The organism is Sphingomonas faeni (assembly GCF_023195535.1).
Taxonomy (GTDB): Bacteria; Pseudomonadota; Alphaproteobacteria; order Sphingomonadales; family Sphingomonadaceae; genus Sphingomonas; species Sphingomonas faeni_B.
Genome location: NZ_JALPNF010000003.1, coordinates 122,719 through 147,983, shown reverse-complemented (window position 1 = coordinate 147,983; position 25,265 = coordinate 122,719). Strand labels below are relative to the sequence as shown.

The following is a 25,265-nucleotide window of genomic DNA, read 5'->3' as shown; positions in this document are numbered from 1 at the left end:
GATGGCGCGTTCGAAAAACGGGTTTGCGGCAGAGCACGGGCGGCGATACCAAGCGGCCAAACATTTGGAGGATGCGTGATGGATACGACCAACCTGTTCCGGCTCGACGGCCGCGTCGCGCTGATCACCGGCGGCAGCCGCGGGATCGGCAAGATGATCGCCGCCGGCTTCATCGCGCAGGGGGCGAAGGTGTATATCTCTTCGCGGAAAGCCGATGTCTGCGAGGCGGCCGCCGCGGAACTCGGGCCGAACTGCATCGCGCTGCCGCAGGACGTCTCGACGGTGGCGGGGTGCAAGGCGTTGGCCGCGCAGTTCGCCGAGCATGAGGGGAAGCTCGATATCCTGGTGAACAATGCGGGCGCGGCGTGGGGCGTGCCGTTCGAGGAGTTTTCGGAGATCGGCTGGGACAAGGTCATGGACCTGAACGTGAAGTCGCCGTTCTTCCTGACACAGGCGCTGCATGCCGCGCTGAAGGCTTCGGGATCGCGCGCAAAGCCTGCGAAGGTTATCAACATCACGTCGATCGACGGGCAGCGGCTGAACCCGTGGGAGACGTACAGCTATCATGCGTCGAAATCGGCGCTGATCTATTTGACGAAGCGGATGGCGGCGCGGCTGGTGACGGATTCGATCAACGTCACCTCGATCGCGCCGGGGGCGTTCGCGAGCGACATGAACAAGGCGGCGCGCGATCATGGGGATGCGGTGGCGCAGGGGATCCCGGCGAAGCGCGTCGGGGTGGACGAGGATATGGCTGGGGCGGCGATTTATCTGGCAAGCCGCGCGGGGGATTATGTGATTGGGGAGACGATCACGGTGGATGGTGGGCTGGTGCATGCGTCGTTGGGGACAAGCATCGACGCCTGAGCCAATTCCCTCGCCCCTCCGGGGAGAGGGAGGGAGGAGCGCTTGCGACGGAAGGGAGAGGGGCGGTTGGGATCAGCCGTCCCGAGCCTCACTCCCCTCTCCCTTCCCACGGCAAGCGCCGCGGGCCCCTTCCCTCTCCCCGTAGGGGCGAGGGAGTTAGCGGGCTATGCCGCCGGCAGCGAGCACGGCCAGGGTTACGAGTTCGCTCGCCGTGCTGGTCATCGGGGCTACCTGGACGGGCTTTTCCATGCCGATCAGCATGGGGCCGATGACCGAGTCCCCGCCTAGTTCTCGGAGCAGCTTGGCCGAGATGTGCGCGGACTGGAGCCCCGGCATGATCAGCACGTTCGCCGGCCCAGACAGCCGCGCGAAGGGGTAGTTCGCCAACTGCTTCGGATTCAACGCGACGTCGGGCGCCATCTCGCCCTCGTACTCGAAGCCGACCTTCCGCCCGTCGAGCACCGTCACCGCGTCGCGGATGTTGTCGAGCCACTCCCCCTTCGGATTGCCGAAGTTCGAATAACTGAGGAACGCGACGCGCGGCTCGTGACCCATCCGCCGCGCGACCGCCGCGGTCTGTTCGGCGAAGTCCGCCAGCTGCTCGGCGGTCGGGCGTTCGTTGACCGTCGTGTCCGCGATGAACACGGTGTGGCTCTGGCCGACCAGCAGGTGGATGCCGAACGGCGTCTTGCCCGCAGCCGGATCGATCACGCGATAAATCTGGCGCATCGTCTCGCCGTACGTCCGCGTGATGCCGGTGATCATCGCGTCGCCTTCGCCGAGCTGGAGCAGCAGCGCGCCGAAGATGTTGCGGTCCTGGTTGACCATCCGCTCGCAATCGCGGCGCAGATACCCGCGGCGCTGGAGGCGGGAATACAGAAAGTCGACCATCCGCGGCACCAGCGGCGAGACGCGGCTGTTGTGAAGTTCGAAGCTCTCCGGGTCGGTGACGCCCAAGGCGCGCAACCGGTCGGGCACGTCGTCGCGACCGACCAGCACCGGCGTGCCATACCCGCCTTCCTTGAACGCGATCGCGGCGCGAAGGACGACTTCCTCCTCGCCCTCCGCGAAGATCACGCGCTTCGGGTGCGCGCGCGCGCCTTCATAGGCCATCGACAGGACCGAGGTGGTCGGGTTGAGGCGTGCTCTCAACGAGTGCCGATACGCTTCGATGTCGAGGATCGGCTTGGTGGCGACGCCCGAGGCCATCGCGGCCTTCGCGACCGCGACGGGGACGACTTCCATCAGCCGCGGATCGAACGGCGCAGGGATGATGTACGCCGGGCCGAAGCTGTGGCTGACGCCGTACGCCGCGGCGACTTCCTCCGGCACGCGTTCGCGCGCCAACTCTGCGATCGCGTTGGCGGCGGCGATCTTCATCGCGTCGTTGATGCCGGTCGCGCGGACATCAAGCGCACCGCGGAAGATGAAGGGGAAGCCTAGCACATTGTTGACCTGGTTCGGATAATCCGAGCGGCCGGTCGCGACGATCGCATCGGGGCGCGCGGCCATCGCGAGTTCGGGGCGGATTTCGGGCTCGGGATTGGCCATCGCGAAGATGATCGGCGCGGGCGCCATGTCCTTGACCATCTCCGGCGTCAGCGAGCCCGCCGCGGAGAGCCCGAGGAACACGTCGGCGCCGACCAGCGCCTCGGTCAGCGTGCGCGTCTCGGTGATCGCGGCATGCGCCGACTTCCACTGGTCGACGCCCTCGCGGCCCTGGTAGATCACACCCTTGCGATCGCAGAGGATGACGTTGTCGCCGCGCACGCCCATCGCCTTCACGAGTTCGGTGCAGGCGATCGCCGCGGCACCCGCGCCGTTGACGACGATCTTGACCTCAGAGAGTTTGCGCCCCGTCAGCAGGCACGCGTTGATCAGGCCGGCGGCGGTAATGATCGCGGTGCCGTGCTGGTCGTCATGGAAGACCGGGATGTTCATCCGCTCGCGCAGCGCCTGCTCGATGATGAAGCATTCGGGCGCCTTGATGTCCTCGAGGTTGATCCCGCCGAAGGTCGGCTCCATCAGCTCGACCGCGTCGATGAAGCGGTTCACGTCCTCGGTCTTCAGCTCGATATCGATCGCGTCGACGTCGGCGAAGCGCTTGAAGAGCACCGCCTTGCCTTCCATCACCGGCTTGCTGGCGAGCGGCCCGAGATTGCCCATGCCGAGGATCGCGGTGCCGTTCGAGATGACCGCGACGAGGTTTCCCTTGGCGGTGTAATCGTAGACGGTGGCGGGATCGTCGTAGATCGCCTGCACCGGCACCGCGACGCCGGGCGAATAGGCGAGCGCGAGATCGCGCTGCGTCGCCATCGGCTTCGACGCGATGATCTCGATCTTCCCCGGACGGCCTTCCGAATGGAAGAGCAAGGCTTCGCGTTCGGAGAATTGCAGCGTTTCGTCGGACATGGGCGGGCCTCGCGCGGTCGTTAGGTTTGGAGGACCTTCTAGGCAGGTGGTCCGCGTTCGTCACCCCGGACACTTCGCCCTAGCGAGGGCGCGATCGAACTCCCTTCTCCCCCTCGGGGAGAAGGTGGCGCGCAGCGACGGATGAGGGGCGGTTGGGGTGCGCGCCCGAGCCTCACTCCCCCTCACCCTCCCACGCTTTGCGCGGGCCCCTCCCTCTCCCCTGAGGGGAGAGGGGTTTTATGGGGCGCGGCTTTTCGCTACCCGCACCGTGATGTCGCACCCCGCCCCTACCCCCATGATGACGCAGTATCTCGGCCTGAAGGCGGAGGCGCAGGATTGCTTGCTGTTCTACCGGATGGGCGATTTTTTCGAACTGTTCATGGACGATGCGCGGACCGCTGCGGCGGTGCTCGACATCGCGCTGACCGCGCGCGGCGAGCATGAGGGCAAGCCGATCCCGATGTGCGGCGTGCCGGTGCACGCGGCGACGGTGTACCTGCAACGGCTGATCAAGGCGGGGCACCGCGTCGCGATCGCCGAGCAGGTCGAGAGCCCGGCGGAAGCCAAAGCGCGCGGGGGCTCGAAGGCACTCGTCGCGCGGGCGATCGTGCGAGTGGTGACGGCGGGGACGCTGACCGAGGAGGCGTTGCTCGACGCGCGCTCGGACAATTGGTGCGTGGCGATCGGCGAGGCGGGCGGGTCGGTGGCGATCGCCGCGGCGGACGTGTCGACAGGGCGGTTCGAGATCGTTGAGGTTGCGGGCGATGCGGTCGAGGCGGAACTGGCGCGGCTTGGCGCGGCCGAGGTTGTCGCGTCGGAGGCTAGCGCTTTCGAGGAGTCGGCGACGACGCTGCGGCCGAAGACGGACTTCGACAGCGGGGCTGGCGAGGCTCGGCTGAAGCGAGTGTACGGCGTAGCGACGCTCGATGGATTTGGGCAGTTCGGGCGCGCGGGGCTGGCCGCGGCGGGCGGGCTGGTCGCGTATCTGGAGCATAATGCGAAGGGCGCGATGCCCTTTCTTCGACCGCCGCGGATCGGGCGGGCGGCGGAGACGATGGCGATCGACGCGGCGACGCGGGAGAGCCTGGAGCTGACCTGCACGACCGGTGGCGTGCGGAAGGGGAGCCTGCTCGATGCGGTCGACCGGACTGTCACCGGGGCCGGTGCGCGGTTGCTGGGGGCGGATCTCGGCGCGCCGTTGATGGACAAGGCAGCGATCGACGCGCGGCTCGATCTGGTACGGCTGTTCCATGACGACCAGGCGGCGCGGGAGAAGTTGCGGTCGACCCTGCGCGCTCTGCCGGACATCGGCCGCGCGCTCGGGCGGCTCGCGGCGGGGCGTGGTGGTCCGCGCGATCTGGGGCAGTTGCGCGACGGGCTGGACGGTGCATGGAGCCTCGGCGAGCGGCTCGACGGCATCGTTGACCCGCCGGTGCTGCTCCGGGACGTCGCGCCAAGATTGCGCGGACACGGCGCGCTGATCGACCTGCTCAAGCGCGCGCTGGTGCCGTCGCCGCCGATCGAGGCGTCCGATGGCGGCTATATCGCAGCGGGCTATGACGCGGCGCTCGACGACCTGCGCGACGCAGGCGCGGGCGGCAGGCGGGCGATCGCCGCGCTCGAGGCGGAGTTCCGCACCGCGACCGGCGTTACCGCGCTGAAGATCCGCCACAACGGCGTGCTCGGCTATCATGTCGAAGTGCCTGCGCGCGCGGCGGATCCGTTGATGAAGCCGGAGAGCGGCTTCACGCATCGCCAGACTCTAGCCGGCGTCGTCCGGTTCAACACGCCCGCCCTTCACGAGGTCGCGGCGAAGGTGTCGCAGTCGGGCGCGCATGCGTTGGCGGCAGAGGCGGCGCATCTCGAGGAACTGACCGCGCAGGCCTTGGCAGGGCGCGAGGCGATTGCGGCGACGGCGGATGCGCTCGCGCGGCTCGACGTCGCGGCTGGGCTGGCGGAGCGCGCGGCGGAAGGCGCCTGGACGCGGCCTTCGCTGGTCGATCATGCGTGCTTCGATATCGAGGGCGGCCGGCATCCGGTGGTCGAGGCGGCGGTGGCCAAGTCGGGCGACCGGTTCGTCGCCAACGACTGCAACCTTTCAGAAAGTTCACGGCTGTGGCTTGTCACCGGCCCGAACATGGGCGGTAAATCGACCTTCCTCCGCCAGAACGCACTGATCGCCGTGCTGGCGCAGGCGGGATCGTATGTGCCCGCGACCAAGGCCACCCTGGGGCTGGTCGATCGGCTGTTCAGCCGGGTCGGCGCGTCGGACAACCTCGCGCGTGGCCGCTCCACCTTCATGGTCGAGATGGTCGAGACCGCGGCGATCCTCGCGCAGGCGACGCCGCGCTCGTTCGTGATCCTCGACGAGGTCGGCCGTGGTACGTCGACGTATGACGGGCTCGCGATCGCGTGGGCGGTGGTCGAGGCGATCCATGAGGACAATCGCTGCCGCTGCCTGTTCGCGACGCATTACCACGAGCTGACGCGGCTTGCCGAACGCTGCGAGGCGCTGTCGCTGCATCACGTCCGCGCACGCGAGTGGAAGGGCGAGCTGGTACTGCTCCACGAGCTCGCGGACGGGCCAGCGGATCGGAGCTATGGCCTCGCTGTCGCGCGACTGGCGGGGATGTCGCCGGTGACGGTGGCGCGCGCGAAGGCGGTGCTGGCGAAGCTCGAAGCCGGGCGCGCGAAGACCGGGGGGATCGCGGCGGGGTTGGACGACCTGCCCTTGTTCGCGGCGGCAGCGCAGGTCGAGGAGGTGGCGTGCGATGTGCTGCGCGAGGATCTGGCGAAACTCGATATCGATGCGATGAGTCCGCGGGATGCGCTTGAGGCGCTCTATCGGTTGAAGGCCTTAGCCAACGAGGGGTGATCCCTTCCCCCGTCATGCCGGGCTCGTTCCGGCATCCACTGTTCCGCACATCCGGGAGACTAGAGTGTGCGGGCCGGTGGGCCCCGGCCTCCGCCGGGGGTGACGGATTGAGGGAAGCAAGGCGCAACCGACTAAGAATGCGCGCGTCCTAGTATCTCACGATACGGCGATGCTAGGCGGCGGCCGGATTTAGCGGAGCGCGGGCCTTGGGCGGACATCATCACGGGCATTCACATGATCACGGCCACTCGCACGCGGGCCATGGCGGAGCCCACTCCCACGGCGGCCACAGCCACGCGCCCGCCTCGTTCGACCGTGCGTTCGCGATCGGGATCGGGCTCAACATCGCCTTCGTCGCGGTCGAGGCGGTCGTCGGGCTGCGGATCGACTCGGTCGCGCTGCTCGCCGACGCCGGCCACAATCTGTCCGACGTGTTGGGCCTCGTCGTCGCCTGGGGCGGAACGATGCTCGCGCGCACGGCACCGACCAAGCGCTTCACCTACGGGCTGAAGGGCTCGACGATCCTCGCCGCGCTGACCAACGCGCTGCTGCTGCTCGTCGCGCTCGGCGCGATCGTACTCGAGGCTTCGCAGCGCTTCTCCGATCCCGCCCCCACCGCCGGCCTCACCGTCTCGATGGTCGCGGGCGTCGGCATCGCCGTCAACGCGATCACCGCCTGGATGTTCGCACGCGGGCGCAAAGGCGACGTCAACATCCGCGGCGCGTATCTGCACATGGCGGCCGACGCGCTGGTATCGGCGGGCGTGGTGATCGCCGGCCTCGTGATCTGGCGCACCGGCCTCACTTGGATCGACCCGGCGGTTAGCATCGTCATCGCCGTCCTCATCTTCTGGCAGACCTGGGGCCTGTTGCGCGAAACCGTCGAGATGGCGCTGTCGGCGGTGCCGCGCGGGATCGCGTTCGACGATGTCGACGAGGCGCTGTGCAGCCTGCCCGGCGTCCGCGAAATCCATGACCTCCACATCTGGCCGATGAGCACCACCGAACCCGTCCTCACAGCGCATCTGGTGATGCCCGGCGGCCATCCCGGCGATCACTTCCTGAGCGATGCAAGGACGATGCTGCACGACAAGTTCGGGATCGGCCATGCGACCTTGCAGGTCGAGACGGGTGCCGGCCACGACTGTTCGATGGCAAGCCCGGACAAGGTCTGATGCGCGCTTCGAACGACGCGACGCTTTAGACGAAGTGGAAATCGGCCTTTGCGCGGCTGGTTTCCCCTTCCAGTGCCTGATCGCGATAAGGTCCCTCGCGGTCGACCCAGTGCAGGAAGAGATGCGCCGACCAGCCGTTCGGGTTCGGCGTCATGCGACCGTGGCGGTGATGCACGCCCTGGTAGAGAACCGCATCGCCAACCTCCATCGTGATCGCGGCATGCGGCTCCTTGCCGAAGTCATCGGTAACGCGTGCGCTCGGATCGGTTCGCTGCGTGCCGACCTCAAGATCCCACGGCGCACCGTCGCTGTAGTCGAGCGTCAGCGAGAGGCTGTGTTCGCACGCCAGCCGATCCGAATGCACCATACAGACGTCACCCTCGCGGTAGACCCGGAAGTAATCATAGGTCGGTAACAGTTCGCGTCCGACGAGCTGGCTGACGATCGGCGTCAGCCCCCAGAGAAACTGCAGCATCGGCGGATATTGTCGGCCATAGACTTCGAACGCGGGGCGCTTGAGCAGATTGGGATGCTGCGTGACCGTGCTCAGGTCGACACTCGCCAATCCGAGATCCTGTTTCAACCGGCGGAGGAATGCATCGGTTACCTCTACCGGTACAAGTCCTTGAATATGCGCGAACCCGTGATCGCTATAGCTGCCTTCGACCTTCATGCGGCGAGGGCTATCGACCAGCGCGGATCGTTGCAAGCCCATGCGCCGGTCCGGATGCCGTGCACCGGAATGAACTTTATCGGCATGATGCAGGTTATCCTTGCACAGATCAGGAGTGAATTCATGAAGAAGCATCTTATCGCCGCGCTGATGTCCGTCGCTGTTGCGGCCCCGGCGATGATGCCGACGGCAGCAACCGCGCAGCGTAACGACGATCGTCGTGACCGCAACGATCGCAACGACCGCCGCGGAAACGATCGCAACTGGCGTGGTGACGATCGCAACTGGGATCCGTCGCGCAGCTATCAGAACGGCAATTATCGCGAGCGTCGCCTTGGCCGCAACGACCGTATCTATCGTGGCAAGGATGGTCGTGCGTATTGCAAGCGCAATGACGGCACGACCGGTCTGGTGATCGGCGCCCTGGGTGGCGGTGTGCTGGCGAACCTGATCGGTGGCGGTACGCTCGGTACGCTGGCGGGTGCCGGTGGTGGCGCGTTGCTCGGCCGGTCGGTCGATCGCGGCAACGTGAAGTGCCGCTGAGCCTTTAACCGGGTTTAAGAATGACGACGGCGGCCGAGCGATCGGCCGCCGTTTTTATGTCTGGATGAGCGCGCTTCACGATCCCGTTCCAAGCCCGTTCGTGCTGAGCGAAGTCGAAGCACCTGCGCGTTGGACGGACCCTTCGACTTCGCTCGGGCCGAACGGAAGTGTTCAGTAGGCGCGCGCTACCGCGAATTCGACGGCCTCGACCATCGCGTCCTTGGCGTCCCCGTTCGCGAAGCCGCCGATCGAGTCGATCGCGCGCTGGCCATAATGGCGGGCCCTCGCGAACGTGTCGTCGATCGCGCGGGTCGAGCGGATTAGGCGAACCGCGTGTTGCAGGTCGGCGTCGCTGTCGCGGCGTCCTTCGACCGCGTCCTTCCAGAATGCGCGATCCTCGGCCGAGCCGCGCGCATACGCCAGGATCACGGGGAGCGTCATTTTCCCCTCGCGGAAGTCGTCGCCCGCGTCCTTGCCCATCGTGTCCGCGTCCGAGACGTAATCGATCGCATCGTCGACCAGCTGGAACGCGATGCCGAGGTTGCGGCCATACGCGTCGAGCGCGGCTTCCTCCGCTTCGGGACGCTCGGCGACGACCGCCGAAATCCGGCAGGCCGCGGCGAACAGCGCGGCGGTCTTCGCGCCGATGATGTCGAGGTAGCGCTCCTCGCCGAGATCGACGCGGCGCGCGGCGGTGAGCTGGTTCACCTCGCCCTCGGCGATCACCGCGCTGGTCGAGGACAGGATTTTGAGCGCCTTGAGGCTACCGGCCTCGACCATCAGTTCGAAGCTGCGACTGAACAGGAAATCGCCGACCAGCACGCTTGCCGGGTTGCCCCAGATGATGTTGGCGGTGCGCTTGCCCCGGCGCAGGTCCGAGCCGTCGACGACGTCGTCGTGGAGCAAAGTCGCGGTGTGAATGAACTCGACCGCGGCGGCGAGCAGGTGATGCTGCGTCCCCGAATAGTCGATCAGCCGCGCACTCGCGAGCGTCAGCATCGGCCGCATCCGCTTGCCGCCGCCAGCAATCAGGTGACCGGCCAGTTCGGGGATCAGCGGGATTTCCGACTCCATCCGGCCGCGGATCACCGCATTGACCTGGTCCATATCGCCGGTGACGAGCTTGACCATCGGGTCCAGCGAGGGCTGTGACTCGGGATTGGGACGTAGGGTTTCGAGGCGGTGGACGGTGGCGCTCATCTCTCCGAGCCTCTGACGCCTATGCCCCTGCAAAGCAACCCTTGGTGCCCCTTGCCGTTCGCGACCCATGCCCGCAAAAGGCGCGCCGAACCAACGAAAGGGTGCGTGGATGGCTGACGATCTGCTCAACGGATACCGCCAGAGCATCGACAATATCGATGCGGCGCTGATCCACATGCTCGCCGAGCGCTTCAAGGTGACCCAGGCGGTCGGCCGGCACAAGGCTACGCACGGCCTGCCGCCGGCCGATCCCGGCCGCGAGGAACGCCAGATCGCGCGATTGCGGCATCTGGCGGCGGAGGCACAGCTCGACCCCGAGTTTTCGGAGAAATTCCTGCGCTTCATCATCGACGAGGTGATTCGGCATCATGAGCGGTTGGCGCACGATCCGGATTGACGGGCGGGGCAATCAGCCAGGCGTAGAGAATATCTACCCCTCAAGCTTACCGCTTTGACGAATTTGACGCCCTCAACCAAAGTTACCACCCCGGCGAAGGCCGGGGCCCAATTGGGGGGCGGCGATAACGGGGCACAGAGCGCTGTTACTACCACCTTTCCAATTGGGCCCCGGCCTTCGCCGGGGTGGGGCCTCTCAGTCCGGCATTTCAGCACGGGGCGGAATACAGCGCAGAGCAGCAGGGTGACGAAAACGTCATCCCTGCTCCACCTGCCGATCATCCGACTTGGCGCAATCGGTTGCGAATGACGTGGTTTCGACGATCGTTGCTCGCTTTTGCCGTGCTCGCAATCGGCGCGACCGGTTTCATGGGCTGGCTCGGCTATTTCGGTGGCCCGCTGTTCACCGACGTCTCCGCCATCACGACCCCGGCAAAGTCCCGCCGCCCGTTCGCCGCGGTCCTGCTGACCGGCGATCTCGGCTACAAGATCGGCATGGCGCCGCAGATCGCGCGGCGGCTAGCGGCGGACGGCGTGCCGGTGGTCGCGGTCAACACGCTCACCTATCTGCGCCGGACGCGCACGCCGGCGGACATCACGACGCTGATCGCCCGCGCCGAACAGCGGGCGCTGCGGTTCGGGCAGACCGACCGGGTCGTGCTGATCGGCCAGTCGTTTGGCGCGGACATGCTGCACGTCGGACTGGTCGACCTCGCCCCCGACCTGCGCGCGAAGATCGCCAAGGTCGCGCTGATCGTGCCCGAGAACACCGTCCAGTTCCGCGCGTCCCCGAACGAAGTGTTCGATTACTGGACGCCGACCACCGATGCGCTGCCGACCGCACGCCGTCTCACCTGGGCGCCGCTGCTGTGCGTGCAGGGCGTCGAAGAGGCCGAGAGCCTGTGTCCGTTGCTGACCCAGGCCAATGCACGGCGGGTCGCCCTGCCCGGCGGACACCCGCTTCACCGCGACGCCGATGCGCTCTACGACGTGCTATCGCGGTTCGTATTCGCGGATTGAGGATCGACCGATGGTTGCTGCACTGATGGCGCTCGCGATGGCCGCGGGCAGCCCCGCTCCCGCTTCCCCCGCTCCGACTTTCCCGGTGGAAGGCGTCTGGCATAATCCGAAGAACAGCGTCGCGGTGAAGACCGGTGCCTGCCCCGACAAGACCGGCGGCAGCAAACTCTGCGGCTGGGTCGTTCGCGCCGACGACGGGGCACAGGCCGACGCGCGCGATGGCGGCACGCCCAAGCTAATCGGCACGGCATTGCTCCGCGAATACCGCCCGAACGGTCGCAATCGATGGTCCGGGCAGATCTTCGTGCCCGACATGGGGCGCACCTTCGGATCGACGCTGACGCTGGTCGACGCGAACACGATCGACGTGAAGGGGTGCCTGATCGGCGGCTTCCTGTGCAAGACGCAGACGTGGCGACGCGGTTGACGCGGGTAGCCCGGATCCGCGACTTGGCCCGGATCCGCGACTGGATCGCGCATCGCCGCGGCACGCTGATCGCGCTCGCGGTACTGGTGGTCGCGGTGCTCGGCTTCGCGGCGATCCACAAGCTCACCGCGGAGATCCGCCTGTCGGAGGTCCGCGCGGCGTTCGCGGCACTCGGCTGGCCCGAATTGTCCGCGTCGATCGCGCTGACGATCGTCAGCTACATCGCGCTCACCTTCTACGACACGATCGCGCTCCGGGTGATCGGCCACCCGCTGCCGTGGCGCACCGCGGCGGTCGCCTCGTTCACCAGCTACACGATCAGCCACAATCTCGGCCTCGCGATGCTGACCGGCGGCTCCGCGCGCTACCGGGTCTACAGTCGCGCTGGCCTCGACGAAGCCGCCGTCGCGCGCGTCGTCCTGATCGCCGGCGTGACGTTCTGGGCGGGCGTGATCACCGTCGCCTGCCTGTCGATGGCGCTGCATCCCGGCATGCTGCCGATCGTCCGCTGGACCATGCCGCCGCTGCTGGAGCGATCGATCGGCATCGCGATCCCGCTGGCGATGCTGGCGATCGTCCTGCGGTATCGCCGCGGCGGGGCGATCGGGCTGTTCGGCTGGCGCCTGCCCTTGCCCAATGCACGGCAGGCGCTGGCGCTCGTGCTGGTCTCGACGGTCGACCTCGCCGCGGCGAGCGCAGCGCTGTTCGTGCTGTTGCCGGGTGCCTCGCCCGATCTCTATCCGGTGCTGTTCCTCGGCTATGCGGTGGCGATCGTGGTCGCGTTGATCAGCCATGTGCCGGGCGGGCTCGGCGTGTTCGAGGCGGTGATCATCGCGACGATGCCGCAGAACAACGCGACGATCCTCGCAGCCCTGCTCGCCTATCGGATCATCTATTACGTCGCGCCGCTGATCCTGGCGGCGGTATTGCTCGCGTTTCACGAGGGCCGGCAATGGCGCCGTCGCGACCGCACCGCCGTACAGGAGCGTCGCGGCACCGATCCACTGGCGATCGCGCTGCCGCTGGCGCCGTTGCTGCTGGGCGTGCTGGTCTTCCTGTGCGGCGCGATGCTGCTCGTCTCGGGCGCGCTGCCCGCCGCGCCGGGCCGGATGGACATACTGGCGAGCGTCCTGCCGCTGCCGATCAGCGAGATGGCGCATGTCGCGGCGAGCCTCGTCGGCGTCATGCTGCTGTTCGTCGCGCTCGGGCTGTACCGGCGGCTCGACGGTGCGTTCTGGGCGGCGCGGTTGTTGCTGGTCGCGGGGACGCTGCTGTCGATCGCCAAGGGCCTCGATTACGAGGAGGCGACCGTGCTCGTGCTCACCGCCGCCGCGCTGCAATGGACACGGGCGGCCTTCTATCGCCGGACGCGGCTGACCGCGGAGCCGCTGTCGCCCAAATGGCTGGTCGGGGTCGGCGCCGCGATCGGCCTGTCGGTGCTGATCGGCTTCTTCGCCTATCGCCATGTCGGCTATTCGAGTGATCTGTGGTGGCGGTTCGAGACAGACGCGAACGCCTCGCGCTTCCTGCGCACCAGCCTGGCGGTCGGGCTGTTGCTGATCGGCGCGGCGATCTGGCGGCTGTTCGCGGCCGCACCCGTGCCGATGGTCCACGACGAACTGCCGCGCGACGTCGCCGAGGCGGCGCTCGCGCATGCCGACCGCACCGACGCGATGCTGGCCTTTACCGGCGACAAGCGGTTCCTGGTGTCGGACAGCGGCGACGCGTTCCTGATGTACCAGGTGAAGGGCGCGAGCTGGATCGTGATCGGCGATCCGGTCGGCCCTGCGGAGGCGTGGTCCGAACTTCTCTGGGCGATCCGCGCGCGCGCCGATGCCGCGCAGGGCCGGCTGCTGCTGTACCAGATCGGCCTCAGGATCGTGCCGATCGCGATCGAGATGGGACTGAAGCTCGTCAAATACGGCGAGGAAGCCACCGTCGAGCTGGAGGGCTTCACGCTCGACACGCCCGACATGCGCAGCGTGCGCAAGGCGAGCCGCGTCGCCGAGCGCGCCGGCGCCGAGTTCGCGGTCATCCCCGCCGCCGAGATGCCCGCGATCATGCCCGAATTGCACACGATCTCCGAATGGTGGCTGGCCGACAAGAACCACGCCGAGAAGCGGTTCAGCGTCGGCCGGTTCGAGCCGGAGTATATGGCGAAGTTCGACTGCGCGGTGGTGCGGATCGACGGGCGCATCGTCGCCTTCGCCAATGTCTGGGGCACGCCGAACAAGCAGGAGCTGTCGGTCGACCTGATGCGCCACGCCGAGTCGATGCCGCAGGGGGGCATGGATTTCCTGTTCACGCGGCTGATGCTGTGGGGCCACGAGCATGGCTATCGCACTTTCTCGCTCGGGATGGCACCGCTGTCCGGGATCGAGGCGCGGCGGCTGTCGCCGACCTGGTCGAAGGTCGCCGCGTTCCTGTTCCGCCACGGCGAGCGCTTCTACGGGTTCGCCGGCCTGCGCGCCTACAAGGAGAAGTTCCGCCCGAACTGGACGCCGCGCTACATCGCCTCGCCAGGCGGCACTTCGTTGCTGCGCGGTCTGATCGATTTGCAGGCTTTGGTGAGCCGGTAAGACGTCCCCGCACACACCTACGTCACCCCGGACTGGTTCCGGGGTCCACCGTTCCGCGAACCGAATCCATCGATTGTGCGGCACCGTGGATGCCGGAACCAGTCCGGCATGACGAGGATCACGACGAAGATTGCTTTAAACCCGATATCGATCTGTCCTAGGGCTCCCCCATGAGCTTCCTCCTGGCAATCGAAGGCGCCGACGGCGCGGGCAAGGCCACCGCTTCGGCATTAGTCGTCGAGCAATTGCGCGTCGCCGGCCGCACCGCCGACGTCGTGTCGTTCCCGCGCTATACCGAGACGGTCGGCGGCTGGGCGCTCGGCGCGATGTTGGCGGGGACGCTGCCGCGCGGCACGTCGCCAAAGGCGGCGGCGGTGCTGTACGCGCTCGACCGGATGGAGTCGCGCGATCACCTGCTGGCGACGATGGCGGCGAACGACATCGTGGTGTTCGATCGCTACATCGCCTCGAACATGGCGTATCAGGCGGCGCAGGTCCCAGCGGACGAGGCCGATGCGATGATGGCGTGGATCGCCGACCTGGAGACGGGGTCGTTCGCGCTGCCCAAGCCCGACCTGTCGGTCTATCTGGACACGCCCGCCGAGATCGCCCGCGGACTCATCCTGAAGAAGCGCAAGCGGTCGTACACCGACGATGCGTTCGACGCCTACGAAGCGGATACCGGGCTGCAGGACCGGGTCAGGACCAACTACACCGCGATAGCGAAGGCTGGGTTGCTCGGACGGTGGGCGACCGTTTCGACCGTAGCGGACGGTGCGTCGCGGTTACCGGCAGAGATCGCCGCGGAGATCGTCGCGCTGCTCGACTGACCCGCGCCGTCCGATCAGTCGCTCCGCCGCACCCCCGTCATCCTGACGAAAGTCAGGACCCAGGGTAATGGAACGCGGCCCTGCTTTGCTCTGGGTCCTGACTTTCGTCAGGATGACGGAGGTGGCGCAAGCCTTCCTAACTTTTTTGTCATCTACGGATTCCGCATTGCAGCATAAGTAAACGCCATTACTTAGCACGCTAATGACTTCCTCCCGTGCCGCTCTCGAATCCTCCTACGCCCGCACCCTGCTGCCGCTCGCCCGCCTGTGGCGCCAGGCGGCGGATCGGGCGCTCAGCGACATGTGCGTATCCGCATCGTCGGGATGGGCGCTGGTCCAGGTCGGCCGGCTCGGCGACGACGTGCGCCAGACCGATCTCGCCACCCAGCTCGACGTGACTCAGGCCTCGCTCGTCCGCTCGATCGACCATATGACCGCCGCCGGCCTCGTCGAGCGCCGGCGCGATCCCGCCGATGCGCGCGTCAGCCGAATCCGCCTGACCGACCGCGGCCGCACGCTCGTCACCACGATCGAGGCGAAGTTCACCACCCTGCGCCACGAAATGCTCGAAGGCGTCACCGACGACGACCTCGCCACCGCCCTGCGCGTGGCGGAGCAACTCGGCGCGCGGTTCATGGCGGATCGCGCGCGATGAGCCGGCCCCGATGATCCTCGCCCAGTTCGGCGCGAAGGAAGCACTCTTCTCGGTCAAATGCCTGATCGCCGCGTTCCTCGCCTACTACATCGCACTCAGGATCGGCCTGACGCGGCCCTATTGGGCGGTGACGACGTCCTATATCGTCGCGCAACCGCTGGCCGGCGCGGTGCTGTCGAAGGCGGTGTTTCGCGTCGCGGGCACGGTGCTCGGCGCGATCGCCGCGGTCGTGCTCGTCCCCAACCTCGTCAATGCGCCCGAACTCCTGTCGCTCGGCCTCGCGCTATGGCTAGGGCTGTGCCTCTATATCTCGCTGCTCGACCGGACGCCGCGCGCCTACGTCTTCCTGCTCGCCGGCTATACCGCCAGTATCATCGGCTTCCCCTCGGTCGCGACCCCCGGCGCGGTGTTCACCACCGCGGCGCTGCGCGTGCAGGAGATCACGATCGGGATCCTCTGCGGCAGCCTGATCCACGGCCTCGTCTTCCCGCAGACCGTGACCGCCGCGCTGCTCGGCCGGATCGACGCGATCCTGGCGGACGCCGAGCGCTGGTCGCGCGATTCGCTGGCCGGCGAGTCCGACGCGCAGCTCGATCGCGACCGCCGCCGCCTCGCGCTCGATATCAACGAGCTGCATCAGCTTTCCATCCATCTGCCGTTCGACACCGCGCGCCTGCTGCCGCGCGTCCGGACGTTGCGCGCGTTGCAGGCCGAGCTGTCGATGTTGCTGCCCCTCGCAAGCGCGGTCGACGACCGGATCGTCGAGCTGAAGCGCGGCGCCGACGCCCCCCGTCCCGAGGCGCTCGCGCTGATCGAGGACGTCCGCGAGTGGCTGCGCGATCCGCCACCCGCCACCGAGCGAGGCGCAACCGCCGACGCGCTGATCGCCCGCGCGCGCGCCCTCGAGCCGCCGGTCGACGACACGCTGATCTGGCGCGATGCGTTGCGGTTGAGCCTGCTCGCCCGCCTCGGCGAGCTGGTCGACGCACACCGCAACGCCCGCGACCTGCGCGATCAGATGCGCTCGCCGTCGCGCACGCCCGTCACGCCCGCGGTCGCCCGCCTGCTCGCGCGCACCGCCAAGCGCCCGCTGCACCGCGACCGCGGCATCGCACTGCGCGCCGCCGCCGGCACGATCATGACGATCCTGCTGGGCTGCGCATTCTGGATCGGCACCGGCTGGTCGGACGGCGCAGGCGCGGTGCTGATCGCCGGCGTGTGTTGCGCGCTGTTCGGCAACAGCGACAATCCCGCGCCGGCGATCAAGGCGTTCTTCTACGGGACCATCCTGGGGCTGGTCGTGTCCGCGGTCTACGCCTTCGCGATCCTGCCGCGGGTGACCGATTTCGTGACGCTGGCCGCGGTCCTCGCACCCCCGATGCTGATCGGCGGGATGTTCCTCGCGCGGCCGTCGACCTTGCTCGTGACGCTCGGCGCGCTGCTTGGCGGGTTGAATACGGTCGGGCTGAACGACCGCTTCGGCGGCGGCTTCGACGCGTTCCTCAACGGCGGCATCTCGCAGCTGATCGGCACGCTGTTCGCGGTCGTCACGGTCGGCCTGTTCCAGACGATCGGCGCGGATACCAGCGCCCGGCGGCTGATCCGCGCAGGCTGGCGCGAACTGGCGACCCGCAGCGATTCGCCCGGCCGCCCCGACGCCGCCGGTTGGATCGCCCGGATGCTCGACCGCATCGGGCTGCTCGCGCCGCGGCTCGCATTGCAGGGGGAGGACCCCGGCAAGCCGTTGCTCGACGCGCTGACCGACCTGCGCGTCGGCGTCGCGGTAGGCGAATTGCGCCAGTTGCGGCTCGACGGCACGCCGAACGAAGCCGCGCTGATCACGCCGGTGCTCAAGGGGATCGGCGCGCATTACCGCGCGCTGCGCCCCAACGAGCCGGCGCCGCCCGAACCCGACCTGCTCGCCGGGATCGACACCGCGATGACCGGGTTCGCGACCAGCACGCCAGACCGTCACCGCACCAGCATACTCGCGCTGACCTCGCTGCGTCGCAACCTGTTCCCGTCGGCGCCGTCTTATCTGGCACCAGCGTACGGAGTGGCGGCATGACCGGCGAAATCTCGATCGGCGGCGTCTACCTGCCGAGCCTCCTGCTGCTCGCGGTCGCCGCGGTGATCCTCACCGGGATCGCCACGCGGCTGCTCGCCTTCGCCGGCGCCTATCGCGCGGTGACGTATCGACCGCTCGTCGATCTCGCGCTGTTCATCCTCATCCTCGGGCTGCTCGCCCTGCTGACCGGACCTTCCGCATGATGTCTGCCCGCCTCAAATCCCTGCTCGCCCCACTCGGTCGTTCCGCCGTCACGCTGATCATAGTCGCGCTCGCGGTGCTGGTCGCGCTGTGGCTGTGGAAGCGGTACGAGACCGATCCGTGGACGCGCGACGGGCATATCCGCGCCGACATCGTCCGCGTGACGCCCGACGTCGCCGGCCTCGTCACGCGGGTCGCGGTGCACGACAACGAGGCGGTCAAGCCCGGCGACGTACTATTCGTGGTCGATCGCCCGCGCTTCGAACTGACGCTGGCGCAGTCGGATGCCTCGATCGCGAGCGCCCGTGCGACGCTGTTGCAGGCCCGCCGCGAAGCGCAGCGCGATCTCGCTCTCGGCGATCTGGTGGCGAAGGAGACGCACGAGCAGAACGTCGCGCGTGTCGCGACAGCATCGGCTGCGCTGGCGCAAGCCCAGAGCGCACGCTCGACCGCCGCGCTCAACCTCGCCCGCACGACGGTGCGCGCGACGGTGCACGGGATCGTCACCAACCTCGATCTCCACCCCGGCGACTACATCGCGACCGGCGCGCAGGCGATGGCGCTCGTCGACACCGACTCGCTCCGCGTCGAGGGCTATTTCGAGGAAACCAAGCTCGGCAGCATCCATCTCGGCGACCCGGTGATCGTCCACCTGATGGGCGAACCGCAAGCGCTGCACGGCCGCGTCGACAGCATTGCGGCTGGGATCAACGACAGCGAGCGGACGAATACCACCAACCTGCTGCCGAACGTGAACCCGACCTTCAACTGGGTGCGCCTGGCGCAGCGCATCCCGGTGCGGGTGAAGCTGACCCAGGTACCGAAGGGGGTGCAACTGATCGTTGGCCGCACCGCGACGGTGACGGTCGAGCCAAGGGTCGCGGCGGGGACGACGGCATGATGCGCGCCTCCATCCGCCCCACCCCCCGCCGTCATCCTGACGAAAGTCAGGACCCAGGGTTACAAGCGACGTCCTGCGTGGCTCTGGGTCCTGACTTTCGTCAGGATGACGGAAGAGTGGGCACTGCTCACGTCGGTCGCCGCGGTATCGCAACGGTCATCGCCGTGCTCGCGCTCGCCGCCTGCACCACCGCCGGCCCGAACTACGCCCCCCCCGACCGCGCCGCCGTCAACAACCCCTCCGCCCAAGGCCAGTTCGACAGCGGCCACGAAAAGGCGTTCGTCGACACCCCGCTCCCCGATCACTGGTGGCAGCTCTACGGCGACCCCCGCCTCGACGGCTTCGTCACCGAAGCGCTCGCCGCCAACACCGACCTGCGCGCCGCCGATGCGAACCTCCGCCGCGCCGACGCGGTGGTCGCCGAAGTCGCCGCTGGCCGCACGCTGTCGACAATGCTCGGCGGCGGCACCTCGCTCGACCGGCCCTATACGACCGGCGGCAACCTCCCCGGTACGCTCGACTACAATCTCGGCATCACGCTCGCCTATCCGCTCGACCTCTCCGGCCGCATCCGTCGCGGGATCGAGGCGGCCCAAGGCGATGCGGAGGCCGTCGCCGCCGCGCGCGACAATGTCCGCGTCACCGTCGCCGCCGAAACCGCGCGCAGCTATGCCGCCGCGTGCACCGCCAACATGGTGCTCGCCGCCAACACCCGGATCCTCACGCTGCAACGCCAGACGCTCAGCGTCACGCAGCGCCTGCAACGCGGCGGCCGCGGCACCGCGTTCGACGTGACGCGCGCAAGAACCGCGGTCGACCAGAGCGAGGCGCTGATCCCGTCGCAGGTCGCGACGCGCACTGCCGCGCTCTACAGGCTCGCCACGCTGATGGGCCGCGCGCCCGCCGACTATCCGCAGGACGTCGCGACCTGCGCCAAGCCGCCCACGCTCACCCGCCCGCTCCCGATCGGCGACGGCAGCGCGCTGATCCGCCGCCGCCCCGATATCCGCGGTGCCGAGCGCTCGCTCGCCGCCGCGACCGCGCGGATCGGCGTCGCGACCGCCAACCTCTACCCACAAGTCAGCCTCGGCGGGTCGGCCGGGTTCACCGGGCCGGTGTCGTCGCTCGGCTCGGGCAACGCATTCCATCTCGGGCTCGGGCCGTTGATCAGCTGGAGCTTCCCCAACCGCCCGGTCGTCCGCGCGCAGATCGCCCAGGCCGGCGCGGCCGCGGACCAGGCGCTCGCGCAGTTTGACTCGACCACATTGGAAGCCCTCCGCCAGACCGAGACCGCACTGTCCGCCTATGCGCGCGAAGGCGACCGCAACGCCGCGCTCCGCCGTGCCCAATCAAGCGCCGCGCGCGCCGCGGACCAGGCCGGCACACTCTACCGCTTCGGCCGCACCGACTTCCTCTCGCTGCTGACCGCGCAGGCGGCGCTGACCACCGCGCAAGCGAACCTCGCCGCATCCGACGCGTTGCTCGTCGATCGCCAGGTCGACGTGTTCAAGGCGCTCGGCGGGGGGTGGCAGAGTTGAGGCTGCGTCGCCGCGGGCTGGCGTCGATCAACAGCGAAATCCGCGACGGCATCATGCCCGCCGCCGATACCATCGCGCGGGTGGCGAAGGACCCGGATGCGCTGCCGCACACCCCGAGCAACTACCGCGTCACCGCGCTGATCATCGCCTGCGCGCTGTTCATGGAGCAGATGGACTCGACCGTGCTCGCGACCGCGTTGCCGACGATGGCGCGCGATTTCGGCGTGCCGGCGACCAGCATGAGCTCGGCGCTGACCTCGTATCTGCTGGCGCTGGCGATCTTCATCCCGGCGAGCGGTCGCCTCGCGGACCGGTTCGGCTCGCGCACGATCTTCCGCGCGGCGATCCTGATCTTCGTCGGCGGATCGATGCTGTGCGGCCAGGCGACGAGCCTGCCGTTCATGATGTTTGCCCGCTTCCTGCAAGGGCTCGGCGGCGCGATGATGATCCCGATCGGCCGCCTCGTCCTGCTCCGCAGCGTCGCCAAGGAGGACATGGTCCAGGCGATGTCGTGGCTGATCATGCCCGCGCTGATCGGCCCGATCCTGGGCCCACCGGTCGGCGGCGCGATCGTCACCTATCTCGACTGGCGCTGGATCTTCTACCTCAACGTACCGATCGGGCTGCTCGGGGTGGTGCTGGTGACGCGCTACATCGGCGAGGTCCGCGAGGACAAACCGGCGCGTTTCGACGTCCCCGGCTTCATCCTGTCGGGCGTGTCGCTCGGCTGCCTGCTGTTCGGGTTCGAAATGACGAGCCGCACCGGCGAACTCGCGCGGGCCGTCGTGCTGATCGCGGTCGGGCTGGTCGCAGGCGTCGCCTACATCCACCATGCCAAGCATCGCAGTGACCCGATCCTCGATCTGTCGCTGATGCGTATCCCGACGTTCCGGCTATCGGTGATCGGCGGATCGCTGACCCGCATTACGCAGGGCGCGCAGCCGTTCCTGCTGCCGATGATGCTCCAATTGGGCTTCGGCATGACCGCGGCGGCGAGCGGCGCGATCGGTTCGCTGATGATGAAGAGCCTCGCACCGCGCGTGCTGCGCCGCTTCGGCTTCCGCAACAGCCTGATCGTCGGCGGCCTTTGCGCGAGCTCGGGCTGTGCGGTCGCCGGCCTGTTCCGCCCCGACTGGCCGATCCCGGTGATCTTCGGCGTGCTGATGATCTCGGGGTTTTTCATGTCGTTCCAGTTCTCGGCGTACAACACGATCGCGTATGACGAGATTCCGTCGTCGCGCATGAGCAGCGCGACCAGCTTCTACGCGACGTTCCAGCAGCTGATGCTGTCGCTCGGAATCTGCGTGGGGGCGGCGTCGCTGCATGTCGGGATGCTTGGCACAGGCGCGACCCGGCCGGCGCTGACGGACTTCACGCTGGCGTTCCTGGTGGTGACCGCGGTGTCGGCGTCGGCGACGATCTGGAACCGCCGGTTCGCGGTGGATGCCGGGGCGGAGCTGAGCGGGCACCGGGCCAAGTCGGCCGTCCTGGCCCCTATCGTCATCCTGACGAAAGTCAGGACCCAGAGCCACGAACGGCACCGCTTGTGATCCTGGGTCCTGACTTTCGTCAGGATGACGGAGTGCTCGGGGGGCTAGCCGCTATGCGCCGGCAGCGAAGGCCTCGACAGCACCGACACGTGCTCGCCTGGCTCCACGAACATCCCATGCGACTCCGCCCACTTCCCCGCCTTCTCGCTCGCCGTCAGCATCGTCAGGAACGGACTAAGCAACAGCCCCAAGGTCACCGGCGCAAGCCACGCCGCGGTGATCGGTGCGAACGGCGTCACCAGCAGCAGCGCCACCCCCACCCCGACATGCCAGCGATAGCGCGGCATCACGTCCGCCAGCGACAACTCATGCGCATCCCGGTTCTGCGGCGCCCAGCCGGACTTGCGCCCCATCAATATCCCGGCGAGATCCATCGTCTGCGTCAGCGCGATCACCGGCGCGGACAGCATCGAGAATGGCACGTCGACCAGCACCGACCGCACGATCCCCCGCCGCCCGCCGAACCCCGCGCGCCGCTCCGCATTCGAGATCGCCCAGACCATGCTCAGCAGCTTCGGCCCGAACAGCAGCAGCAGCGTGACCACCAGCACCTGCAGCGAGGTCTGCGCCTCGACGACGTTGCGCTCGCCGATCAGCGCCTGCACCACGCTCGTCGCGATCATCAGCAGCCACACCGGCGAGGTGATGAACGCCGACGCGCCCATCAGCAATTGCAGCCGGCTGACCCAGTGGAACCCCGACGAGGTCAGCAAGCTCAGATGCTGGATATTGCCCTGCGCCCAGCGCCGATCGCGCACCGCCGCGTCGATCAGCGTCGGCGGATATTCCTCGAACGTCTCCTCGGTCATCAGCATGTGCACGCGCCACCCGCGCCGTCGCAGCAACGCCGCCTCGACCATGTCGTGGCTCATGATGACGCCGCCGAACGGCGCGCGGCCGGGAAGGTCGGGCAGACCACAGCTCGCCGCGAACGCCTCGATCCGGATCATCGCGTTGTGGCCCCAGAAGGTCGCCTCCGAGCCCGACCACCAGACTAGACCTGCGGTCGAGATCGGGCCGTACAACCGACTGGCGAACTGCATCCAGCGCTGGAAGAACGTTACACCGTTGATCACCGCAGGCACGGTCTGGAGCAGCGCCACCGCCGGCCGCCGTTCGAGCACCTGCGCCATGCCGATGATCGTGTTGCCGCCCATCAGGCTGTCCGCGTCGAGCATCAGCATGTAGCGATAGCCGCCGCCGAACCGCCGGATCCACTCGGCCACGTTGCCCGGCTTGCGGCCGACGTTCACGGTCCGGCGCCGGTAATAGAGTGCGCAGTCGAGCGTCGGGGCGAGCCTCTGCCACGCGGCCACCTCGGCCGCCTCCGCCGCTTCGCCCGAGTCGCTCAGAATGAAGATATCGAACCGATCGGCGACGCCGCCAGCCGCGATCGCGCGCGCCATCCACGCGATCCGCTCGAACACCGCATCGATATCCTCGTTATGCACCGGCATCAGGATCGCGGTGCGGCCTTCGAGCGGTTCGGACTGGCGCGGTGTCGGCACGAACCCCGGATGTCCGCCGGTCATCAACAGCACGAAGCCGATCGCCGCGTTCATGAACCCGAACGCGATCCACGCGAACAACGGGAAGAACAGCGCCAGCAACACCGCATCCCACAGGCTCAGCCCGTCGGCGAGCAGCGATTCCTGCACCGCGGACGATGCCGCGGTGGCGAGCAGCCCGGTCATCAGGATGAGGATGATCCGGCGCGCAAGCATATCGTCGTTCGAGACGACCATGCCCGGCCCCGGCTCGGGCGCGGACCAGGGCGGCGGCGGCCCGTCGAAACGCTGCGGGAGCATCTCGATCGGCGACTCGCCCGGCATCATGGCGGGAAGGTCGGGCATCAGAAGATCGGCGTCAGCACGGTTTCGCTGAGCGCGCGACCGCCGCGCGTGAGGAACAGCCTGACGTCGGCGGGCCCCTGTGCGTCGGGGGCAATGTCAGCGGTAACGCGCCAGCGGTTGGTCTGGCCGACCACCGGATAGGCGGCGTTGGCGAGCACCTTCCCGCGGACGACGTCGATCTTCGCGGTCACGCCGCTCTGCCGGTCGAGCCCGGCAAGACCGTCGCCGATAAAGTCGACCACGAGCTTTCGCGCGCCCTTGACCGGCTCTGCGCCCGGTCGGCCAGCCACGCCCTGCCAGCAATCGACGACATGCGCGGTCGCGGCGACCGCGGTCGGATCGGTCGATTTCCATGACAGCGAATAATCGAACTGCAACCGCTGCCCTGCCTTGGCCGGTGCAGCGGGCGTCCAGAACGAGACGACGTTGTCGACCGTCTCGCTGTTGGTCGGGAACGCGTAAAGCATCACCGCGCCCTTGCCCCAGTCACCCTGCGGCTGGATCCACAGGTTGGGCCGGCGATCGTAGAACGCGCCGTCGTCCTGATAGTGATCGAAGTTCCGATCGCGCTGGATCAGCCCGAACCCCTTCGGCGCCTGATCCGCGAAGCTGTCCAGCGTATCGTGCGGCGGGTTGTTGAGCGGCCGCCAGATGCGCTCGCCCGCGCCGGTGAGCAGCGCCAGCCCGTCCGAATCGTGGATCTCGGGGCGCCAGTCGACCGCAGCGGCGCGGTTGCCTTCGCCGTACCAGAACATGCTGGTCGCAGGCGCGACGCCGAGCCGTTCGATGTCGCGACGGATGTTCAGGACCGACGAGACCTGCTGCTCGACCCCCGCGCCCGCGACGTGGCGCGACTGGAAGCGGTACGCGCCGGTGACGCTGGCGCCGTCCATCAGCGCGTAGATCGTGTACGCGTCGGCGCCGGTCCGCTCGATCCAGAATTCGGTGAAGTCGGGAAATTCCTCGCGGCCGGGCAGCCCGGTGTTGATCGCGAGCCCGCGCGCGGACAGACCGTATTGGTCCTGCGAACCGGCGGTGCGGAAATAGGACGCGCCCTGGAATGCCATCCAGTCGCTGGTCCCACCTGGCGCCATCGCGCGGAACCCGGCGATACCGAGCGCGGCGGCATGGCCCTCTTCAGCCTCGAACAGATCGCGCGAGAACGCGATGCGGCGTGCCTGCCCGTTCTCGACGACGTTGATCGCGACCGGCATCGGCGCATAGCGACCGAGCGGAAACAGGCGGATGCCGCCCGCCAGCGTCTTGTCGGCGCGGAAGCGGATGCTGCCGACCTTGTCGTAATCGATCGCGGCGGCGGCGGCGACCTTGGCGGGGGCCTGGTACGGCTTCGTTGCAAGCATTGCGGCGCGTTGCTGAAGCGTTTCCCACGAAAACGGCTCCGCCTTGCCGGGCGCTGCGCGCATCGCTGCGGCAGCCTGCGGGAGGACACCCAACAAACCCAGCGCGGTCATTACTTCGCGTCGACCGATCATGCAGAGCGC

20 protein-coding genes are annotated in these 25,265 nt (G+C 68.1%); 15 read left to right on the top strand and 5 right to left on the bottom strand.

What is annotated here, in order from left to right; translation table 11 throughout:
• Nucleotides 1–78 precede the first annotated feature (78 nt).
• Nucleotides 79–867, top strand: coding sequence for an SDR family oxidoreductase (locus SPHN_RS07895; protein WP_248522599.1), 789 nt, complete (start codon nucleotides 79–81; stop codon nucleotides 865–867).
• 156 nt (nucleotides 868–1,023) lie between these two features.
• Here the strand turns inward: SPHN_RS07895 and SPHN_RS07890 are convergent, their stop codons facing one another.
• The gene (locus SPHN_RS07890) at nucleotides 1,024–3,279 is read right to left on the bottom strand and encodes an NADP-dependent malic enzyme (protein WP_060526371.1); all 2,256 of its coding nucleotides are present in this window, start codon (nucleotides 3,277–3,279) and stop codon (nucleotides 1,024–1,026) included.
• A 295-nt stretch (nucleotides 3,280–3,574) separates the two neighbouring features.
• Here SPHN_RS07890 and mutS point away from each other — a divergent pair, with 295 nt between their 5' ends.
• Both mutS and SPHN_RS07880 read left to right on the top strand, forming a co-directional pair.
• Nucleotides 3,575–6,154 carry a DNA mismatch repair protein MutS gene (mutS, locus tag SPHN_RS07885; protein WP_248522971.1) on the top strand — a complete coding sequence of 860 codons (2,580 nt, stop codon included), beginning with the start codon at nucleotides 3,575–3,577 and terminating at the stop codon, nucleotides 6,152–6,154.
• A 206-nt stretch (nucleotides 6,155–6,360) separates the two neighbouring features.
• A complete protein-coding gene (locus SPHN_RS07880) occupies nucleotides 6,361–7,329 on the top strand; it encodes a cation diffusion facilitator family transporter (RefSeq protein WP_248522598.1) in 969 nt (322 codons plus the stop codon).
• A 25-nt stretch (nucleotides 7,330–7,354) separates the two neighbouring features.
• On the opposite strand, the gene SPHN_RS07875 is transcribed toward SPHN_RS07880, so the two are convergent.
• Nucleotides 7,355–8,044, bottom strand: coding sequence for a hypothetical protein (locus tag SPHN_RS07875; RefSeq protein ID WP_248522597.1), 690 nt, complete (start codon nucleotides 8,042–8,044; stop codon nucleotides 7,355–7,357).
• A gap of 81 nt (nucleotides 8,045–8,125) precedes the next feature.
• On the opposite strand from SPHN_RS07875, the gene SPHN_RS07870 reads away from it, so the two are divergent.
• Nucleotides 8,126–8,545: a glycine zipper 2TM domain-containing protein gene (locus SPHN_RS07870; protein ID WP_248522596.1), complete on the top strand. Its 420-nt coding sequence runs from the start codon at nucleotides 8,126–8,128 to the stop codon at nucleotides 8,543–8,545.
• Nucleotides 8,546–8,716: 171 nt separating this feature from the next.
• Here the strand turns inward: SPHN_RS07870 and SPHN_RS07865 are convergent, their stop codons facing one another.
• Complete coding sequence (locus SPHN_RS07865) at nucleotides 8,717–9,745, bottom strand: polyprenyl synthetase family protein (RefSeq protein WP_248522595.1); 1,029 nt, start codon at nucleotides 9,743–9,745, stop codon at nucleotides 8,717–8,719.
• Nucleotides 9,746–9,854: 109 nt separating this feature from the next.
• Between SPHN_RS07865 and SPHN_RS07860 the strand changes: the two genes are divergently transcribed.
• From SPHN_RS07860 to SPHN_RS07810, 11 genes are all read left to right on the top strand, one after another.
• Entirely contained in the window at nucleotides 9,855–10,142 is a 288-nt protein-coding gene (locus SPHN_RS07860; protein ID WP_248522594.1) for a chorismate mutase, read from the top strand.
• Between the two features lie 305 nt (nucleotides 10,143–10,447).
• Nucleotides 10,448–11,161, top strand: coding sequence for a virulence factor (locus tag SPHN_RS07855; RefSeq protein ID WP_248522593.1), 714 nt, complete (start codon nucleotides 10,448–10,450; stop codon nucleotides 11,159–11,161).
• Between the two features lie 10 nt (nucleotides 11,162–11,171).
• Nucleotides 11,172–11,588, top strand: a complete 417-nt coding sequence (locus SPHN_RS07850; protein ID WP_248522592.1) for a DUF2147 domain-containing protein — start codon at nucleotides 11,172–11,174, stop codon at nucleotides 11,586–11,588.
• Nucleotides 11,573–14,167 carry a bifunctional lysylphosphatidylglycerol flippase/synthetase MprF gene (gene mprF, locus SPHN_RS07845; protein WP_248522591.1) on the top strand — a complete coding sequence of 865 codons (2,595 nt, stop codon included), beginning with the start codon at nucleotides 11,573–11,575 and terminating at the stop codon, nucleotides 14,165–14,167. Before SPHN_RS07850 ends, mprF begins: the two co-directional genes overlap by 16 nt.
• A 170-nt stretch (nucleotides 14,168–14,337) precedes the next feature.
• Nucleotides 14,338–14,997, top strand: a complete 660-nt coding sequence (locus tag SPHN_RS07840; protein ID WP_248522590.1) for a dTMP kinase — start codon at nucleotides 14,338–14,340, stop codon at nucleotides 14,995–14,997.
• A 202-nt stretch (nucleotides 14,998–15,199) separates the two neighbouring features.
• Nucleotides 15,200–15,652 carry a MarR family winged helix-turn-helix transcriptional regulator gene (locus SPHN_RS07835; RefSeq protein WP_248522589.1) on the top strand — a complete coding sequence of 151 codons (453 nt, stop codon included), beginning with the start codon at nucleotides 15,200–15,202 and terminating at the stop codon, nucleotides 15,650–15,652.
• 10 nt (nucleotides 15,653–15,662) lie between these two features.
• Nucleotides 15,663–17,720, top strand: a complete 2,058-nt coding sequence (locus SPHN_RS07830; protein WP_248522588.1) for an FUSC family protein — start codon at nucleotides 15,663–15,665, stop codon at nucleotides 17,718–17,720.
• A complete protein-coding gene (locus SPHN_RS07825; protein ID WP_248522587.1) occupies nucleotides 17,717–17,923 on the top strand; it encodes a DUF1656 domain-containing protein in 207 nt (68 codons plus the stop codon). The genes SPHN_RS07830 and SPHN_RS07825 overlap by 4 nt, the downstream gene beginning before the upstream one ends.
• On the top strand, nucleotides 17,923–18,822 hold the full coding sequence (locus SPHN_RS07820) for an efflux RND transporter periplasmic adaptor subunit (RefSeq protein ID WP_248522970.1): 900 nt from the start codon (nucleotides 17,923–17,925) through the stop codon (nucleotides 18,820–18,822). The genes SPHN_RS07825 and SPHN_RS07820 overlap by 1 nt, the downstream gene beginning before the upstream one ends.
• Nucleotides 18,823–18,938: 116 nt before the next feature.
• A complete protein-coding gene (locus SPHN_RS07815) occupies nucleotides 18,939–20,360 on the top strand; it encodes an efflux transporter outer membrane subunit (protein WP_248522586.1) in 1,422 nt (473 codons plus the stop codon).
• On the top strand, nucleotides 20,357–21,910 hold the full coding sequence (locus SPHN_RS07810) for an MFS transporter (RefSeq protein WP_248522585.1): 1,554 nt from the start codon (nucleotides 20,357–20,359) through the stop codon (nucleotides 21,908–21,910). Before SPHN_RS07815 ends, SPHN_RS07810 begins: the two co-directional genes overlap by 4 nt.
• A 44-nt stretch (nucleotides 21,911–21,954) precedes the next feature.
• Here the strand turns inward: SPHN_RS07810 and mdoH are convergent, their stop codons facing one another.
• Both mdoH and SPHN_RS07800 read right to left on the bottom strand, forming a co-directional pair.
• The gene (mdoH, locus tag SPHN_RS07805) at nucleotides 21,955–23,763 is read right to left on the bottom strand and encodes a glucans biosynthesis glucosyltransferase MdoH (RefSeq protein WP_248522584.1); all 1,809 of its coding nucleotides are present in this window, start codon (nucleotides 23,761–23,763) and stop codon (nucleotides 21,955–21,957) included.
• Nucleotides 23,763–25,256: a glucan biosynthesis protein gene (locus SPHN_RS07800; protein WP_248522583.1), complete on the bottom strand. Its 1,494-nt coding sequence runs from the start codon at nucleotides 25,254–25,256 to the stop codon at nucleotides 23,763–23,765. Before SPHN_RS07800 ends, mdoH begins: the two co-directional genes overlap by 1 nt.
• Between the last annotated feature and the right edge of the window lie 9 nt (nucleotides 25,257–25,265).

Excerpts from the sequence above, each read along its gene's own strand:
- SPHN_RS07855 (WP_248522593.1), top strand. The coding sequence starts at position 10,448 with ATGACGTGGTTTCGACGATCGTTGCTCGCTTTTGCCGTGCTCGCAATC.
- SPHN_RS07825 (WP_248522587.1), top strand. The coding sequence starts at position 17,717 with ATGACCGGCGAAATCTCGATCGGCGGCGTCTACCTGCCGAGCCTCCTG.
- SPHN_RS07850 (WP_248522592.1), top strand. The coding sequence starts at position 11,172 with ATGGTTGCTGCACTGATGGCGCTCGCGATGGCCGCGGGCAGCCCCGCT.
- SPHN_RS07800 (WP_248522583.1), bottom strand. The coding sequence starts at position 25,256 with ATGATCGGTCGACGCGAAGTAATGACCGCGCTGGGTTTGTTGGGTGTC.
- SPHN_RS07865 (WP_248522595.1), bottom strand. The coding sequence starts at position 9,745 with ATGAGCGCCACCGTCCACCGCCTCGAAACCCTACGTCCCAATCCCGAG.
- SPHN_RS07820 (WP_248522970.1), top strand. The coding sequence starts at position 17,923 with ATGTCTGCCCGCCTCAAATCCCTGCTCGCCCCACTCGGTCGTTCCGCC.
- SPHN_RS07875 (WP_248522597.1), bottom strand. The coding sequence starts at position 8,044 with ATGGGCTTGCAACGATCCGCGCTGGTCGATAGCCCTCGCCGCATGAAG.
- SPHN_RS07860 (WP_248522594.1), top strand. The coding sequence starts at position 9,855 with ATGGCTGACGATCTGCTCAACGGATACCGCCAGAGCATCGACAATATC.
- SPHN_RS07870 (WP_248522596.1), top strand. The coding sequence starts at position 8,126 with ATGAAGAAGCATCTTATCGCCGCGCTGATGTCCGTCGCTGTTGCGGCC.
- SPHN_RS07890 (WP_060526371.1), bottom strand. The coding sequence starts at position 3,279 with ATGTCCGACGAAACGCTGCAATTCTCCGAACGCGAAGCCTTGCTCTTC.
- SPHN_RS07895 (WP_248522599.1), top strand. The coding sequence starts at position 79 with ATGGATACGACCAACCTGTTCCGGCTCGACGGCCGCGTCGCGCTGATC.
- SPHN_RS07835 (WP_248522589.1), top strand. The coding sequence starts at position 15,200 with ATGACTTCCTCCCGTGCCGCTCTCGAATCCTCCTACGCCCGCACCCTG.
- mdoH (WP_248522584.1), bottom strand. The coding sequence starts at position 23,763 with ATGCCCGACCTTCCCGCCATGATGCCGGGCGAGTCGCCGATCGAGATG.
- mutS (WP_248522971.1), top strand. The coding sequence starts at position 3,575 with ATGATGACGCAGTATCTCGGCCTGAAGGCGGAGGCGCAGGATTGCTTG.
- SPHN_RS07840 (WP_248522590.1), top strand. The coding sequence starts at position 14,338 with ATGAGCTTCCTCCTGGCAATCGAAGGCGCCGACGGCGCGGGCAAGGCC.
- SPHN_RS07830 (WP_248522588.1), top strand. The coding sequence starts at position 15,663 with ATGATCCTCGCCCAGTTCGGCGCGAAGGAAGCACTCTTCTCGGTCAAA.